Origin of the sequence: Microbacterium hydrothermale, assembly GCF_004854025.1 — a bacterium.
Taxonomy (GTDB): Bacteria; Actinomycetota; Actinomycetes; order Actinomycetales; family Microbacteriaceae; genus Microbacterium; species Microbacterium hydrothermale.
Genome location: NZ_STGM01000002.1, coordinates 132184 through 148836, shown reverse-complemented (window position 1 = coordinate 148836; position 16653 = coordinate 132184). Strand labels below are relative to the sequence as shown.

The following is a 16653-nucleotide window of genomic DNA, read 5'->3' as shown; positions in this document are numbered from 1 at the left end:
CTCCCGCCGCGGACCGTCCAAGCCCGATCCTGGCCGATGTCGGAGGTCGGGTCTACCGTGTGTCCATGTCCGCCTCGCCGTCCGCCGCAGCCGACGCGGTCACGCCCGCGCGGGGGCGGCGCACGTTCCTCGGCGTCGTGATCAACACGGCCGCGGCAAACGTCACGACCAGCTTCCTCTGGTTCGCGCTCACCTTCTGGGTCTATCTCGAGACGCGGTCGGTTCTCGCCACGGGAATCGTCGGCGGTGCATACATGCTGCTGCTGGCGGTCTTCGCCATGGTGTTCGGAACGCTGGTCGATCGCCATCGCAAGCACCGGGTCATGGTCGTCTCCGGCGTGGTGACCCTCGCGGCTTTCCTCCTCGCGGGGGCCCTGTGGCTGAGCTTCCCCGAGTCGGTGCTCCTCGACCTCGGCGGCCCGTGGTTCTGGCTGTTCTCGGGAATCATCCTCGGCGGCGCCGTGATCGAGAATCTCCGCAACATCGCCCTGTCTACGACGGTCATCCTCCTGGTTCCCGTGGAACGGCACGCGAACGCCAACGGGCTCGTCGGCACCGTGCAGGGCCTCGCGTTCGTCGTGACGAGCGTGTTCAGCGGGCTGTCGGTCGGGTTCCTGGGCATGGGGTGGACGCTCGCGATCGCGGTCGTGCTCACCGTCGTGGCCCTCCTCCACCTCCTGACCATCCGCATCCCCGAGCCCCCTCCTGTCGCGGGCGCGCAGCGCGGTCCGGTGGTGGACGTCGCCGGCGCCATCCGTGCGGTGCGCGCGGCGCCCGGGCTGTTCGCCCTGCTGCTGTTCTCCACGTTCAACAACCTGATCGGCGGCGTCTACATGGCACTCATGGATCCCTACGGTCTCGAGCTCTACCGTCTCGAGATCGACGGTCGGGTCTACGAGGCGGAGGTGTGGGGCGTCGTCCTGGCGGTCACGGCGACGGGCTTCATCGTCGGCGGCGGTCTCGTGGCGAAGTTCGGGCTCGGACGCAACCCGATCCGCACGATGCTGTGGATCGTCATCGCGATGGGGGCGCTGGGCGCGGTATTCACCCTGCGTGAGTGGTGGTGGCTCTACGGGATCGGCATCTGGGTCTACATGGCCCTCATCCCGCCCGTCGAAGCGGCCGAGCAGACCGTCATCCAACGGGTCGTGCCTTTCGACACGCAGGGGCGTGTCTTCGGCTTCGCGGCTGCCTTCGAATCAGCGGCGGCGCCCGTGACCTCGTTCCTGATCGCCCCGATCGCTCAGTTCCTCGTGATCCCCTACATGAACGGCGACAGCGGGCGAGCCGCCTGGGGCTGGCTCCTCGGAGAGGGCCAGTCGCGGGGTATCGCGCTCGTGTTCGTCTTCGCGGGGCTCGTCATGGTCGTCGTCGGCGTGCTTGCGTTCTTCTCGCGGTCGTACCGCACCCTGTCGCAGCTCTACCGGTCGGCCCCCGAGCCCGCGACGCACGCCGACCCGCGCACCGACGCCGGTACGGCCCCCGCCCCCGGTCTCGACCCCCGTCGCCCCACCGAGGTCTAGGCGCCCGCGCCCACCTCGATCACGACGTCGTTGAACGCGTCGGCGGTGTCGTCCCACAGCGCCACGAAGGCGGCGGCCAGGGCGTCCTCGAGCCCTTCGAGGCTCTTGACGCGGAAGATGACCGCCGCCGCGGAGATCGCCCGGTCCGCGTCGCGGGCGCTCTTGGCGAAACCCTGGGCGACGGCGCGCGTCCATGCCTCGCTCGCGGCCTTGACCGCCGCGTAGTTCGCCCCGCCCGCGAGGGGGCGTGTCACCGACGTCGACGAGACGATGGCGAGTCGTCCCGCGGGCGAGGAGCGCAGGTCGTCGTCGAAGGCGCGACTGACGAGCCGCAGCGCCTCGAACGAGCGCAGCAGGAACGCGAAGTCGTCATCGCTCTGCCCGGCCAGCCCGCCGCCGCCGCGCCACCCGCCGACCAGATGCAGCACACCGTCCACGCGCCCGTGCGCCGCGTGGACGCGCTCGCGCAGGGCGGCCACGGCGTCCGCGTCGGTGAGGTCGCACTGTTCCGTCGCGGCGCCCGGTGCCGCGAGTGCCGCGTCGGCGAGGCGCGCGGCATCCGACCCCACGATCACGACCCGGGCGCCCGCCTCCCGGAGGGCCCGCGCGGCGGAGCGTCCCGCCGCGCTCGTACCCCCCGCGAGCAGGACGAGTCGTCCCTCGACGAGCTCGAGTTCCTGCGTCTGCACCGTGTCGCTCATGGTCGTCTCCGTCGTCGTTTCGCTCGTCGTCATCCGCTCCGCTTGCCCCGAGTGTGCTCCCCGGGGGCTCCGGGCGCGACCGGTTCCGCGTGCGGCGGGCGTCCCCCTGCGTCGAGCGTCCAGAGCACGTCGGTCCGGCGTCGGCCTGCTCGACGTGTCCTGGACCCTCGACGGACGCGGGATGCCGCTCAGTCGGTGCCGCGGATCCCCTCGGTCGAGGCGATCACCGGGCGCATCTTCTTCTCGAGCGCTTCGAAGAACATCGACAGCGGGAACTCGTCGTTCAAGACGGCATCCGTGTAGCCCTTGGGGAGGCCGGCGAGCACCTCGTCGGACAGGCCGCGGGCCCACACCGACGCGGGGTGCGGCGTCACGACGCTGCGCACGAGGTCGTAGGCGGCGAGCCAGTGCGCCGTCTTGGGGCGGTCGATCGAGCGCCAGTAGAGCTCGTCGATGGCGTCGGCGAGGGCGACCACGGCGGCGGGGACCTCGTCCCAGTCGAACGCCAGCGAGGTGTCGGTCCAGTGCAGCACCCGGCGCTGGTGCAGCCACGCGAACAGCAGCTGACCGCCGAGTCCGTCGTAGTTGCGCACGCGCGAGCCGGTGATGGCGAAGCGGAAGATGCGGTCGAAGATGACGGCGTACTGCACGAGCTCCGCGTGCTCGAGCATCGTGCGCTCGGCGTCGTCGAGGTCGTCGCGGGCCGAGAGGCGCTTCTGCAGCGAGACGCACTCGCGGAACGCGGTGAGGTCGCACCGCAGCTCCTCGAGCGAGTACAGGAAGAACGGCATCCGCTGCTTGATCATGAACGGGTCGAACGGGAGGTCGCCGCGCATGTGGGTGCGGTCGTGGATGAGGTCCCACATCACGAACGTCCGCTCGGTGAGCGCCTGGTCGTCGAGCATGCGGGCGGCCGCCGCGGGCAGCTCGAGCTTGGTGATCTCCGCGGCGGCGCGCGTGACGCGGCGGTAGCGGGCGGCCTCGCGGTCCTGGAAGATCGCGCCCCACGTGAAGGGCGGGATCTCGCGCATCGCGACGGTCTCGGGGAACAGCACGGCGGAGTTGGTGTCGTATCCCGAGGTGAAGTCGATCAGCCGCAGCGAGACGAACAGCCGGTTGGTGTACTCGGTCTCGAGCCGCGCGATGAACTCGGGCCAGATGGCCTCGACGAGCACCGCCTCGACGTGACGGTCGCTCGAGCCGTTCTGCGTGTACATCGGGAAGACGACGAGGTGACGGATGCCGTCGACCCGGTGCTCCTGGGGCTGGAAGGCCACGAGCGAGTCGAGGAAGTCCGGCGTGCCCATGCCCTCCGCCTCCCACCGCCGGAAGTCGGCGACGGATGCCGCGAGGTAGTCGGCGTCGTGCGGGAAGAGGGGCGCGAGCGCGGCGATGGCCTCGACGACGTCGTCGATGAGCGGCGCGGCGGCGGCGGTGTCCTCGATGGAGCCGTCGGTGGACTGCAGGTCCTGCAGGGCGGTCGCCGCGCTCTTCAGCTGCGCCCAGGCGGGGGTGTGCTCGACCTCGTCGACGGTGCGACCGTCGAGCAGATCCCGGTCGGTGCGGGTGGGCGTCGCGATGGTCATGGCATCCTCCGATCAGGGGGTGTAAATATTCCTGTCAAAACGTCATGCTAACGGAAAACTTACGGACGCCGCCAGAGCCGTCCTCGCGCCCACTGCTACTGTCGAGCGCATGACCGAGGCCCCCGCTCGCGCCCCCCGCCTCGACGACGCCGTCGACGCCGCGATCGTCCGCGAGATCTCGATCGACGCGCGCGCGACGCTGTCGCACCTGTCGGAGCGCGTCGGCCTGTCGGTCTCGGCCGTCCAGTCGCGACTGCGCCGTCTCGAGGCGCGCGGCATCGTGCAGGGCTACCGGCCCATCCTCGATGCCGAGGCCCTCGGGCGACCGCTCGCGGCGTTCGTCGAGATCACCCCGCTCGACCCCGCGCAGCCCGACAACGCCCCCGAATTGCTCGCGCACCTCAGCGCGATCGAGGCCTGCCACTCCATCGCGGGGGAGGCGGCCTACATGCTGTTCGTGCGCGTGCCCACCCCGCGCGATCTCGAGGCGCTCATCCGCGACATCCGGGCCGCGGCGCAGGTCAACACCCGCACGACCGTGGTGCTGCAGACGTTCTTCGAAGCGCGCCCGATCGAGCCCGCCGATTTCCCCGGCTGACCCGCGTCGAGATCACACGATCTCACCGCCCGCCCCGCGCCCCGGCGTGTGATCTCGAGACGATCGGGTGATCTTGCCACGGCCCGGGATACATCCACAGGCGGATGCCGCGGCCCCGTGGTCCCGCGTAGCGTGAGGGCGATGCTCTCCCTCCGCCCGCTCCAGCGCTATCAGCTGGTCACCGACCTCGGCGTCGCGGCGCTGTTCGGTCTGCTGGCCCTGCTGGTCGAGGTCGCGGGGACCACCAGCGGCGCACTGGCGCCCCTCTCGCTGGTCGGTGAGAACGTCGGGGCGATCCTCGTCGCCCTCGCGCTGACCGCCGCCCTCGCGATGCGGCGCCTGCAGCCCGGTCTCGCGCTCATCCTGGCCTGGGTCGGCGCGTTCCTGCAGATGGGTTTCGGCAGGCAGCCGTCCCCGACCGACCTCGCCATCTTCGCCGTCCTCTACACGACGGCCGCCTACGGCAGTCGGCGCGTGTTCTGGTGGGGTTTCGCCTCGGGCATCGCGGGTGCCGCGATCATCCCGCTCTACCTCGTCGGCCGGGGGCTGTCCGAGCCCCCCTCCGTCAACGACTGGTTCGCCGTGGGCGCCCTGCTGCTGGCATCCGGATTCGCCCTGATGCTCGCGTGGGTGTCGGGGGCCCTCGTGCGCACGGCCCTGCGCGCCGCGGAGAACAGTCGTGCCCAGCGCGCCGCCGAGGCCGAGACGATCGCCGAGCAGCAGCGGGTGCGCATCGCGCGCGACATGCACGACGTGGTCGCCCACTCGCTCGCGGTGGTCATCGCCCAGGCCGACGGCGCCCGCTACGCCGCCGCCGGCGACCCCGCGGCGGCGTCCGACGCGCTCGCGACGATCTCGACGACCGCGCGAGCGGCGCTGACCGATGTGCGTCTTCTCCTCACGCAGCTGCGTCACAGCCAGGGCGAGGGCCCGCAGCCGACCCTCGCCGACCTCGCGCAGCTCTTCGACCGTGTGCGGGCGGCCGGGGTGCACCTCGACGTGCGCGTCGACCCGCCGCCGCCGGGGGAGCCGCCCGCGGCGATCCAGCTCGCGGTGTACCGGATCATGCAGGAGGCGCTCACCAACGCCCTCCGCCACGGCGTCGACCCGCGCGTGCGCGTGCACCTGGGCTGGTTCGCCGACCGCGTCGAGCTGTCGGTGCGCAACGCCCGATCCACGGCCGCCGCGGGTGCCGCCGTCGGCACCGGCGGACACGGGCTCATCGGCATGCGCGAGCGCGCGCAGCTCGTCGGCGGCCGGTTGACGGCCGAGCCCGAGTACGGCGAATTCGTCGTCCGCGCGACCCTTCCGATCGGGGGCTCGCGGTGACGACTCCGGATGCCGCGCCCCCGTCCGCTCTCGAGAGAGGCCTCTCCGCATGACCGCCCCCGTCCGCATCGTCCTCGTCGACGATCAGGCACTGTTCCGCGCCGGCATCCGGATGGTGATCGACTCGCAACCCGACCTCGAGGTCGTCGGCGAGGCCTCCGACGGCCGCGAGGGCATCGAGGTGGTGCGCTCGACGCGCCCCGACCTCGTGCTGATGGACGTGCGCATGCCGGTCATGGACGGGCTGACGGCGACCGCCGAGATCCTCCGCGAGCCCGATGCGCCCCGCGTGGTGGTGCTCACGACCTTCGACCTCGATGAGGCCGCCGCTCGGGCGATCCAGGGAGGGGCGAGCGGATTCCTGCTCAAAGACGCCGAGCCGGAGTTCCTGCTCTCGGCCGTGCGCACCGTGCACGCGGGTTCGGCCGTCATCGCGGCCGAGGCCACCCGCGAGCTGTTCGCGCACATCGCCGACGGCGCGGGCGCCGAGCCGGTCCCCGCGGCCTACGGCGCGCTCACCGACCGCGAGAGGGAGATCTTCGCGCTCGCGGCGACGGGCCTCAGCAACGCCGAGATCGCCGAGAGCGAGTTCTTGTCGGAGGCGACGGTGAAGACGCACATCAGCCGCATCCTCACCAAGCTGGCCCTGCGCGATCGCGTGCAACTCGTCGTGTTCGCCTATCGTCACGGGCTGGTCTGAGGAGCGGTCGGTCGTCGCGCCTCCCGTCACCGGGTCAGCCGCAGCTCCCGCAGGGGGCCGCCCCAGCGGTCGTCCTCCCGTGACGCGCCGTCGGGGGCGAAGCCGTGCTTCGCGTAGAAGGCGAGGGCCCGGTCGTTCCCGGAGAGCACCCAGAGGCTCGCGGGCCGGTCGCCCACCGCGGCCTCCAGCAGCGCCCGGCCGGCGCCGGTGCCGTAGTGCGCCGCGAGGACGTAGAGCGCGTAGAGCTCGGCATCCGTCTCCGGTCGATCCGCGTCGCGGCTCGGGCCCGCCGACGAGAAGCCGACGACCCGTCCGTCGACGATCGCGACCCACGCGTCGCCGAGGCGCTCGGCGCCGGGCGGGGTCTCTCCGCGCAGGCGCGCCGCCCAGCGCCAGGCCGAGAGCTCGACGTCGAGTTGCTCCGACAGCGCCTCGGGGACCTGATCGGTGTGGGCCTCGCGCCAGCTCTGCACGTGCACGTGGGCGATGCACCGACTGTCGTCGGGCGTCGCCGCGCGCACGAGGATCTCACTCATGGCGGGGTGGAGCGTCGTCGTTCTCGGGGTCGTGCGCCCACGTGGGTGCGAGGGCGCGGATGCGCGCGGCCCGCCACTGCCAGGTCGCCCACAGGCCCGGCCACAGCGCGGGGGCCGCGGCGCCGCCGATGGTGAGCCGCTCGCGCCACAGCGTCTTTCCGGGCTCGCCGGGGGCGGCCGACACCGCCATCTGGTGATCCCACACATCGAGCACCGCGAGCGGGCCGGTCAGGGGGAGTCCCCAGTCGCGGAACACGCGCACGCGCCCGTGCGCGTCGTGCGTCTCGCGGTCGGCGACGGAGATGAGCTGGCGTCCCACCGGCATCACCCCGGCGACGCTCATCTGCACGGGCACGTCGTCGCCGGACTCGAACGTGGTGGGCATCTCGCCCAGGCCCTCAACGGCCAGCAGGGGCCCGTACAGCTCCGCGACGGCGCGCGGGGAGTGCAGGGCGCGCCAGGCGGCGTCGGGGTCGCAGTCGATCACGAACTTCAGCAGGATCCGCATGATCAGATGGTGCACGATCCGCCGCGGGGTGCGGGGCGGGTTGACGATCGGGCTCGCGGGATCCGGGCGGCGGGGGCGACCCCCGGGTCGTTCTAGCATCGAAGGATGCCGATCGACCCCGCCCTCTCGCAGTCCGACTACCAGGTGCGCCTGGAGTGGGGCGCGGGCGGGCTGCGTCGCCTCGCTCCCGCGCACATCGTGGTGATCGTGCAGACGCTGGGGCTGACCGCCCACGCGCTGAGCGCCGTCGAGAACGCGGCCGGTCTCGACCTCGCCGACGACGACGACGCGGCGGCCGCCCTGGCACGCGCGGCGGCGGAGACGGGCGCGCACGTCGTGGCGGGAGGCCTGCGCAACGCCGCGGCGGTCGCCGCGCACGTGCTCGAGGTGCAGCGCTCCCGCGCCGAACGCACGAGCATCTCCGTGCTCGCGGCGGGCGAGATCGATGACGCGGGAACGCGATTCGCCGTGGAGGACCTGCTCGGGGCCGGCGCGGTCGTCGCCGCGCTCGGCGACCTCGGGATCGATCACGCCTCACCCGACGCCGCGGTCGCGGGAGAGGGCTTCCGCGCCCTCGGCGGAGCGGTGCGCCACCTCCTCACCGCGAGCGGAGGTGGGCGCGCGATCGCCGCGGACGGCGGGCGCGAGGAGGTTCTCGCCGCAGCCGCGCGCGATGCGGCATCCGTCGTCCCGGTGCTGCGCGACGGGATCTTCGTCTCCGCCTGATCGCCGAGGGCGGGCGCCGTCCGCGCCTCAGCGCGGGGTGGCGGCGGCGACGCGTTCGGCGCGGGTGATGTCGCGCCGCACCCACGACAGCGCGAAGCGCGGGTCGAAGGTCGGAGCGCACCGCGCGCACGACGTCGGCCGCGTCGCGCGCCGATGCCGATAGGCCACGTGTCCGGCGGGACAGGTTCCCACCCAGGGCGCCAGCTCGGTCGCCGTCTCTCCGGCGTGGGTCGTGCCGCCGACGTAGCCGAGTTCGGAGGCCGTGCGCTTCCACGCGGGGCCGTGGCCGGCGGTGGCGCCCGCGAGCGCGTGCGCCACCTCGTGCAGCAACGTCTGGTGATTGGTGTCGTCGTCGTACCGCGCCGCGAGGTAGCGCGAGACGCTGATGCGGCGGCGGCCGTAGTCGCACAGCCCCGCGCGTCGCTTGGCGTTGTCGAACGCGAACGTCCACGACGCGTCGAGGTGCAGGGCGATCAACGCCTCGGCCCACGTGCGGACGCGCTGCAGATCGGACATGACCGGAAGGCTAGGCGGGGCCTACGACATTCAGCTCGCGACGACCTCGCGCGTGCGTCGACGGTCGGCCGCGTCGATCGCCAGCAGCGTGGACTCGAGCTGAGCGTCGGTGGCTCCGGCGTTCTGCCGCAGGAACAGCGCCTGCTTGAAATCGCGGCGGGCGCTGTCGAAGTCGCCCTCGTCGTAGTGCACCTTGCCGCGGTGCTGCAGGGCGAAGGCCGCGATGCTCGCCCAGCCCTGCCCCTCGGCCTCTTCGGCGCACATCGTCAGCTCCTGCTCGGCGGCGGCGTAGGCGCCCCGGCACTGCATGATCGTCGCGTGCAGGATGCGCGCGCGCAGGAGGTCGCGGCGCGTCCCGGCCATGCGGGCCACGCGCACCGACTGCTCCGAGATCGCGAGCGCCTCGTCGAAGCGGTCGAGCACCTTCAGCAGCCACACCCGCTCGAGAAGGGCGTGCAGGCTGCGCTGCGACCCGATCTCGTCGAGACGCTCCTGGCACTCGCGGGAGTCGGTGATCTCGCGCAGCGTGTCGGGGTCGTACCCGTGGATGTAGCTCACCGTCACTCCTCTCGGTCGGGCAGGAGTTCCAGTCTGCGCCGACCTCGCGTCGACACCGCACGCGCCACGCGGTCGAGGGGCGAAAGCGCTGCCGTCAGCGTTCGAAGAGGGATGCCGAGGGCTTGGGTGACGGCGTCGCATCGGCATCCGTGGCGGGACGAGACCCGCGCATGAACTCGACGATCTCGGCGCCCTGCGCGACCTTCGCGGGGTGGGGCCCGGCCGCCATCAGGCGCGGCAGCCACTCGACGGGGAGCGGTGCCGCCGACGCCGCGACGACGAGGTTGCCGAACCGGCGTCCTTTGAGCACCTGCACCTCGGCGAGCACGATGACCTCGGGCAGAACCTCGCGGACGGTGGCGACCTGCCGGCGCGCGAACGCGAGCCCCGGTCCGTCGGAGACGTTGACCAGCAGCACGCCGTCGGGGGCGAGCAGGCGGGATGCCGCGCGGTAGAACTCCACGGTCGTCAGGTGCGCGGGGGTCTGCGCGCCGGAGTAGACGTCGCTGACGAGCAGGTCGACCGCGCCGTCGAGGCCCGCGGGCAGCCGCCCGAGGCCCTCGCGCGCGTCGCCGATGCGCACGCGCACCGAGGCGCCGCGGGGGAGGGGGAGGTTCTCGCGCACCAGGTCCCACAGCGCGGGTTCGAGTTCGATCACCTGCTGGCGGGATCCCGGCCGGGTCGCCTCGACGTAGCGGGGAAGGGTGAGGGCCCCCGCGCCCAGGTGCACGACGGTCAGCGGCTGTCCCGGCATCCGCAGGCGGTCGATCACGGCGCCCATGCGCGCGACGTACTCGAAGTGCAGGTGCGTCGGGTCGTCGAGGTCGACGTGCGACTGCGGCGTGCCGTCGACGACGAGCTCCCACCCCGACACGAACCCCGAGGGCGACACGCGCGCGATGGACCCGTCCGACAGGCGGGCCGTCGGGGCGTCGTCGGGTTCGATGCGCATGCGGGCCATGCGCTCACGCTACCGGCCCGCCCTCGCGGGCGGTTCGGGGCGCGAGGGGCATCGACGACGGGAGGTCCGCCGGGGCCGGATGCCGCTCCGGTCGTCCGTCCCGTCCCGTGGCATCCCGTGCCGTGGTGACACGCCGGGGCGATCCCGCGGCGCCCCGCCGCGCTGTCGGGGCCCGCCGCTACCGTGGCTCCATGCACGTGGACCTCAACGCCGACCTCGGCGAGACGGTGGACGGGATGCCCACCGCCGACGACGAGGCCCTCTTCGCCGTCGTGTCGAGCGCCAACGTCGCCTGCGGAGCGCACGCGGGCGACGACGCGTCGATGCGCGCCTCGGTCGAGCGCGCGCGCCGATTCGGGGTCGCGGTCGGCGCGCACCCCTCGTACGACGATCGCGCGAACTTCGGCCGCGTGCGCCGCGATCCCGCCCCCGCGGACCTGCGCCGGAGTATCGCGGTGCAGCTCGACGCGCTCACCGCCGCCGGCGCCGAGCTGCGCTACGTCAAACCCCACGGCGCGCTGTACCACGCCGTCATCGACGACGCGGGGCAGGCCGCCGCGGTCGTCGCGGCCGTCGCCGACCACTCCGCCCGCCTCGGTCGCCCCCTGCCCGTGCTCGGCCTGCGGGGCGCGATCGCCGAGGCCGCGGCATCCGCGGGACTGCCGTTCGTGCGCGAGGCGTTCCTCGATCGCGGCTACACCCGCGACGGCGCCCTCGTCCCGCGCGGAGCCCCCGGAGCGCTGCTCGACGACGCCGCCCGGGTGGCGGAGCGGGCGGTCCGGCTCGTGCGCGACGGGGTGGTCGACGCGGTCGACGGCACGACGATCCCGGTGGAGGCGGCCTCGCTCTGCCTGCACGGAGACAGCCCCGCCGCCGTCGAGACGGCCCGCGCGGTGCGCGCCGCGCTCGACGACGCCGGCATCGCGGTCCGCGCCCCGTGGTGACCTCGCCGCGAGACGACGAGCCGGCGGATGCCATCGTCCTCAGACCCCTGGGGGAGCGAGCCGTGCTGGCCGAGGTCGCCGACCTCGCCGGCGTCCTGGCGCTGCACGCGGCGCTCGCCGCCGCGCCGCCCGCGGGCGTGGACGAGCTGGTCCCGGCCGCCCGCACCGTGCTCGTCGCCTTCGACCCCGCCCGCATCGGACGCGCGGGCGTCGAGCAGTGGATCCGCCGCGCGACCGGCTCGCGGGCCGCGGCGGTGCGACCCGGCCCCCTCGTCGAGGTGCCCGTGCGGTACGACGGCGCCGACCTCGACGACACGGCCGCGCTGCTCGGCATCCCGGCGGTCGATCTCGTGGCCCGACACGCGGGGGCGCACTGGACGGTCGCCTTCACCGGCTTCGCCCCGGGCTTCGCCTACCTCGTCAGCGAGGACTGGCCCTTCGACGTGCCGCGCCTCGCCCGGCCGCGCACCCGTGTGCCCGCCGGGGCCGTCGGTCTCGCGGGCGGTTTCAGCGGCGCCTATCCGCGCGAGACCCCGGGCGGCTGGCGGCTGATCGGCGCGACCGACGCGGTGCTCTTCGATCCGGATGCCGCCACCCCGGTGCTGCTGCCCCCGGGAGCGCGCGTGCGCTTCGTGCCGGAGCGCGAGCGCGTCACCTCCGCGGCGCCGCTCGCGCCCGCCGAGGTCGCTGGGCCTGCCGAGGCCCCTGCGCGCTCAGCGGTCCCTGAGCCTGTCGAAGGGGCCGGGACCCTCTCCCCATCGCCGCGTCCGCAGGCTCCGACGGGCTCAGCCCCCTCCTCTCTCCCGCCCCGACCCGCCCTCCGCGTGCTCGACCCGGGCGCGTTCGCCATCGTGCAAGACCTCGGCCGCCCCGGTCGTGCCGCCCTGGGCGTCGCCCGCTCGGGAGCTCTCGACCGGCGCGCCCTGCGCATCGCCAACCGCCTCGTGGGCAACGACGAGGGCGCCCCCGGCCTCGAGATCGCCGTCGGCGGCTTCGTCGCCCGTGCCGAGAGCGACACGTGGGTGTGCGTGACCGGTGCTCTCGTCGACGTCGTCGTCGCCGATCGCGCGGTCGACATGTACGCGCCCCAGCTGGTCCCCGCCGGGAGCGAGATCCGCCTCGGTCCCGCGCGCGCGGGATTGCGCGCTCATCTCTCCGTCCGCGGCGGGGTCGTCACCACGGCCGCCCTGGGCTCGCGCTCGCACGACGTGCTGGCCGGCCTCGGCCCCGCTCCCGTGCGCGCGGGCGACGTGCTCCACGCGGGGCGGGCGGCATCCGCTGTTCCGGCGATCGACGTCTTCCCGTGGACCGTCCCGCCCGCGCTGCACGACGTGCGGATCGCCGAAGGGCCCCGCGCCGACTGGTTCACCGCCGCCGCGCGAGCGGCCCTTCTCGAGGCGCGATGGACGGTCTCGAGCGACGTCGACCGCGTGGGGATCCGCCTCGACGGCCCCGCCCTCGAACGCGTGCGTCACGACGAACTCCCCAGCGAGGGCATGCGGCCGGGGGCGATCCAGGTGCCCCCGCACGGGCGGCCCGTCATCCTGCTGGCCGACGGTCCCGTCACGGGCGGGTACCCCGTGATCGCCGTGGTGACGGATGCCGCCCTCGACGCGCTCGCGCAGGTGCGACCGGGCGATCGGCTCCGGTTCCGGCGCGCCTGACGCCCGGTTCCGCGGGGAATGACGAACGGGCGCACGCGGTTATACCGCAGGTCCGCAAACGCGTCAAGAATTGGACTGGACACGGCGAGTCCTCCCGCGTATGCTTGGACTTTGCGCTCCTCGATTCCCCCTGCCCTCATATGGTGGTCGGCTGAGCCTGCCCGTCCCCGCTTCACCGCGGCGTGCGACGTGCAGGTTTTCGGGGCAGGAACGCACTCCACCTGACGACAAGGAATCACGAGCCCCTCGCCCGGGCTTCTGGAGGTTATTCCCTTGGCTGCTGCGAGCAACGCATCCACCACCACCACCCCCAAGAGCGGACGCGGAGCATCCCGCCTCTCGTTCGCGAAGATCTCCGACAAGCTGACCGTTCCCGATCTGCTCGCGCTGCAGACCGAGTCGTTCGACTGGCTCGTCGGTAACGAGGCCTGGAAGGCGCGCGTCGCCGAGGCCCAGGCCGCCGGTCGCACCGACGTGCCCGAGATCAGCGGTCTGGAAGAGATCTTCGAGGAGATCTCCCCGATCGAAGACCTGAGCGAGACGATGCAGCTCTCGTTCACGAACCCCTACCTCGAGCCCGAGAAGTACTCGATCGAAGAGTGCAAGGAGCGCGGCAAGACCTACGCCGCCCCGCTGTACGTCGAGGCCGAGTTCATGAACCACCAGACCGGTGAGATCAAGACCCAGACGGTCTTCATGGGCGACTTCCCGCTCCAGACCGACAAGGGCACGTTCATCATCAACGGCACCGAGCGTGTCGTGGTGTCGCAGCTCGTGCGTTCGCCCGGTGTCTACTTCGACAAGACGCCCGACAAGACCTCCGACAAGGACATCGTGTCGGCGCGCGTCATCCCCTCGCGCGGCGCGTGGCTGGAGTTCGAGATCGACAAGCGCGACCAGGTCGGCGTGCGCATCGACCGCAAGCGCAAGCAGTCGGTCACCGTCTTCCTCAAGGCCCTCGGTCTGACCAGCGAAGACATCCTCGCCGAGTTCAGCGGCTTCGACTCGATCGAAGAGACGCTGTCGAAGGACACGATCCTCACCAAGGAAGACGCGCTCCGCGACATCTACCGCAAGCTCCGTCCGGGCGAGCAGGTCGCCGCCGAGGCCGCCCGCGCGCTGCTCGACAACTTCTACTTCAACGCCAAGCGCTACGACCTGGCCAAGGTGGGTCGCTACAAGATCAACCAGAAGCTCGGCCTCGACAAGCCGCTCAGCGACTCGGTGCTGACCGTCGACGACATCGTCGCGACCATCAAGTACCTCGTCCGTTTGCACCGCGGCGACGCGACCTTCGACGGCACGCGCAACGGCCAGGCCGCCGAGATCCGTCTCGACACCGACGACATCGACAACTTCGGCAACCGTCGCATCCGCGCGGTCGGCGAGCTGATCCAGAACCAGGTCCGCACCGGTCTGTCGCGCATGGAGCGCGTCGTCCGCGAGCGCATGACCACGCAGGACATCGAGGCGATCACGCCGCAGACCCTGATCAACGTGCGCCCCGTCGTCGCCGCGATCAAGGAGTTCTTCGGAACCTCGCAGCTGTCGCAGTTCATGGACCAGAACAACCCGCTCGCGGGTCTGACCCACAAGCGCCGCCTCTCGGCCCTGGGCCCCGGTGGTCTGTCGCGCGAGCGTGCCGGCGTCGAGGTCCGTGACGTCCACCCCTCGCACTACGGCCGCATGTGCCCCATCGAGACGCCCGAAGGCCCGAACATCGGTCTGATCGGCTCGCTCGCCTCGTTCGCGCGCATCAACGCGTTCGGCTTCATCGAGACGCCGTACCGTCGCGTCGTCGACGGTCGCGTGACCGACACGATCGACTACCTCACCGCCAGCGAAGAGAGCGACCACATCGTCGCCCAGGCCGGTGTCGCCCTCCAGGCCGACGGCCACTTCGTGGAGGACCGCATCCTGGCCCGCCGCGGTCAGGGTGGCGAGGTCGACCTGTTCCCCGTCGACGAGATCGGCTACATGGACGTCTCGCCGCGCCAGATGGTGTCGGTGGCGACCTCGCTCATCCCGTTCCTCGAGCACGACGACGCCAACCGCGCCCTCATGGGTGCGAACATGCAGCGCCAGGCCGTGCCGCTCGTGCGCAGCGAGTCGCCCGTCGTCGGCACCGGTATGGAGGGCTTCGCCGCGATCGACGCCGGTGACGTCGTCACCGCCGACAAGTCGGGTGTCGTCCTGGAGGTCTCGGCCGACGTCGTGACCATCCAGCTCGACGAGGGCGGCACGCAGGACTACTTCCTGCGCAAGTTCGACCGCTCCAACCAGGGCACGTCCTACAACCAGCGTGTGGTCGTCTCCGCCGGTGAGCGCATCGAGGCCGGCGAGGTCATCGCCGACGGTCCCGCGACCGAGAACGGCGAGCTCGCCCTCGGCAAGAACCTCCTCGTGGCGTTCATGACGTGGGAGGGTCACAACTTCGAGGACGCGATCATCCTCAGCCAGGACCTCGTGAAGGACGACACGCTGTCGTCGATCCACATCGAGGAGTACGAGGTCGACGCGCGCGACACCAAGCTCGGCAAGGAGGAGATCACCCGTGACCTCCCCAACGTCAGCCCCGACCTGCTGAAGGACCTCGACGACCGCGGCATCATCCGCATCGGTGCCGAGGTGCGTCCCGGTGACATCCTCGTCGGCAAGGTCACGCCCAAGGGTGAGACCGAGCTCAGCGCCGAGGAGCGCCTGCTGCGCGCGATCTTCAACGAGAAGAGCCGCGAAGTCCGTGACACCTCGCTGAAGGTGCCCCACGGCGAGCAGGGCACGATCATCGCCGTCAAGGAGTTCAACGCCGAGGACGGTGACGACGAGCTCGGCTCGGGCGTCAACCGCCGCGTCGTGGTCTACATCGCCCAGAAGCGCAAGATCACCGAGGGCGACAAGCTCGCCGGCCGCCACGGCAACAAGGGCGTCATCGCCAAGATCCTCCCGATCGAGGACATGCCCTTCCTGCCCGACGGCACGCCGGTCGACATCATCCTCAACCCGCTCGGCATCCCCGGTCGAATGAACTTCGGTCAGGTCCTCGAGCTCCACCTCGGCTGGATCGCCCAGCAGGGCTGGAAGGTCGAGGGCAACCCGGAGTGGGCCGCTCAGCTGCCCGAGTCGGCTCGCGAGGCCGCCCCCGGCACGAAGGTCGCGACCCCGGTGTTCGACGGCGCGTTCGAGGCCGAGATCGCGGGTCTGCTCGACTCGACGATCCCGAACCGCGACGGCGACCGCATGGTCGACTCCTCGGGTAAGACGCTGCTGTTCGACGGTCGCTCCGGCGAGCCGTTCCCGGCGCCCATCTCGGTCGGCTACATGTACATCCTGAAGCTGCACCACCTGGTCGACGACAAGATCCACGCGCGTTCGACGGGCCCCTACTCGATGATCACCCAGCAGCCGCTCGGCGGTAAGGCCCAGTTCGGTGGCCAGCGCTTCGGTGAGATGGAGGTGTGGGCGCTCGAGGCCTACGGTGCCGCGTACGCGCTGCAGGAGCTCCTCACGATCAAGTCCGACGACATCCTCGGCCGCGTCAAGGTGTACGAGGCCATCGTCAAGGGCGAGAACATCCAGGAGCCCGGCATCCCCGAGTCCTTCAAGGTGCTCATGAAGGAGATGCAGTCGCTGTGCCTGAACGTCGAGGTCCTCTCGGCCGACGGCACCGCGGTCAACCTGCGCGACACGGATGACGACGCCTTCCGCGCCGCGGAGGAGCTCGGCATCAACATCTCCAGCCGCTTCGAGTCCTCGTCGATCGACGAGATCTGAGCTTCCAGCTCAGCGACCCAGCTCAGATTTCA

15 protein-coding genes are annotated in these 16653 nt (G+C 71.9%); 8 read left to right on the top strand and 7 right to left on the bottom strand.

The window, feature by feature from the left end:
- Positions 1-65 precede the first annotated feature (65 nt).
- Positions 66-1523 (top strand): MFS transporter, encoded by a 1458-nt coding sequence (locus FB047_RS04375; protein WP_136585996.1) that lies wholly within the window; start codon positions 66-68, stop codon positions 1521-1523.
- On the opposite strand, the gene FB047_RS04370 is transcribed toward FB047_RS04375, so the two are convergent.
- Positions 1520-2224 (bottom strand): SDR family oxidoreductase, encoded by a 705-nt coding sequence (locus FB047_RS04370; RefSeq protein ID WP_136585995.1) that lies wholly within the window; start codon positions 2222-2224, stop codon positions 1520-1522. The two genes, FB047_RS04375 and FB047_RS04370, sit on opposite strands and share 4 nt — an antisense overlap.
- A gap of 188 nt (positions 2225-2412) precedes the next feature.
- Positions 2413-3810: a DUF6421 family protein gene (locus tag FB047_RS04365; protein WP_136585994.1), complete on the bottom strand. Its 1398-nt coding sequence runs from the start codon at positions 3808-3810 to the stop codon at positions 2413-2415.
- Between the two features lie 109 nt (positions 3811-3919).
- On the opposite strand from FB047_RS04365, the gene FB047_RS04360 reads away from it, so the two are divergent.
- From FB047_RS04360 to FB047_RS04350, 3 genes are all read left to right on the top strand, one after another.
- Positions 3920-4408 carry an Lrp/AsnC family transcriptional regulator gene (locus FB047_RS04360; protein ID WP_136585993.1) on the top strand — a complete coding sequence of 163 codons (489 nt, stop codon included), beginning with the start codon at positions 3920-3922 and terminating at the stop codon, positions 4406-4408.
- Positions 4409-4549: 141 nt separating this feature from the next.
- Positions 4550-5737: a sensor histidine kinase gene (locus FB047_RS04355; protein ID WP_136585992.1), complete on the top strand. Its 1188-nt coding sequence runs from the start codon at positions 4550-4552 to the stop codon at positions 5735-5737.
- Positions 5738-5786: 49 nt separating this feature from the next.
- The gene (locus tag FB047_RS04350) at positions 5787-6437 is read left to right on the top strand and encodes a response regulator (RefSeq protein ID WP_136585991.1); all 651 of its coding nucleotides are present in this window, start codon (positions 5787-5789) and stop codon (positions 6435-6437) included.
- Between the two features lie 26 nt (positions 6438-6463).
- Here FB047_RS04350 and FB047_RS04345 read toward each other — a convergent pair whose 3' ends face one another.
- Complete coding sequence (locus tag FB047_RS04345; RefSeq protein ID WP_136585990.1) at positions 6464-6973, bottom strand: GNAT family N-acetyltransferase; 510 nt, start codon at positions 6971-6973, stop codon at positions 6464-6466.
- Positions 6966-7481, bottom strand: coding sequence for a hypothetical protein (locus FB047_RS04340; RefSeq protein WP_136585989.1), 516 nt, complete (start codon positions 7479-7481; stop codon positions 6966-6968). The genes FB047_RS04345 and FB047_RS04340 overlap by 8 nt, the downstream gene beginning before the upstream one ends.
- Positions 7482-7586: 105 nt before the next feature.
- Here FB047_RS04340 and FB047_RS04335 point away from each other — a divergent pair, with 105 nt between their 5' ends.
- Positions 7587-8207, top strand: a complete 621-nt coding sequence (locus tag FB047_RS04335; RefSeq protein WP_136585988.1) for a 2-phosphosulfolactate phosphatase — start codon at positions 7587-7589, stop codon at positions 8205-8207.
- Positions 8208-8234: 27 nt separating this feature from the next.
- Here the strand turns inward: FB047_RS04335 and FB047_RS04330 are convergent, their stop codons facing one another.
- The 3 genes from FB047_RS04330 to FB047_RS04320 form a co-directional block, all read right to left on the bottom strand.
- Positions 8235-8723: a SprT-like domain-containing protein gene (locus FB047_RS04330; protein ID WP_136585987.1), complete on the bottom strand. Its 489-nt coding sequence runs from the start codon at positions 8721-8723 to the stop codon at positions 8235-8237.
- Positions 8724-8753: 30 nt separating this feature from the next.
- Complete coding sequence (locus tag FB047_RS04325; RefSeq protein WP_136585986.1) at positions 8754-9281, bottom strand: hypothetical protein; 528 nt, start codon at positions 9279-9281, stop codon at positions 8754-8756.
- 94 nt (positions 9282-9375) lie between these two features.
- Positions 9376-10242, bottom strand: a complete 867-nt coding sequence (locus tag FB047_RS04320; RefSeq protein WP_136585985.1) for a spermidine synthase — start codon at positions 10240-10242, stop codon at positions 9376-9378.
- 191 nt (positions 10243-10433) lie between these two features.
- Between FB047_RS04320 and pxpA the strand changes: the two genes are divergently transcribed.
- The 3 genes from pxpA (at position 10434) to rpoB (ending at position 16621) form a co-directional block, all read left to right on the top strand.
- Positions 10434-11186 (top strand): 5-oxoprolinase subunit PxpA, encoded by a 753-nt coding sequence (gene pxpA / locus FB047_RS04315; protein ID WP_136585984.1) that lies wholly within the window; start codon positions 10434-10436, stop codon positions 11184-11186.
- Positions 11183-12850, top strand: coding sequence for a 5-oxoprolinase subunit B/C family protein (locus FB047_RS04310; protein WP_240752618.1), 1668 nt, complete (start codon positions 11183-11185; stop codon positions 12848-12850). The genes pxpA and FB047_RS04310 overlap by 4 nt, the downstream gene beginning before the upstream one ends.
- 273 nt (positions 12851-13123) lie before the next feature.
- A complete protein-coding gene (gene rpoB / locus FB047_RS04305) occupies positions 13124-16621 on the top strand; it encodes a DNA-directed RNA polymerase subunit beta (RefSeq protein ID WP_136585983.1) in 3498 nt (1165 codons plus the stop codon).
- Positions 16622-16653: the final 32 nt, after the last annotated feature.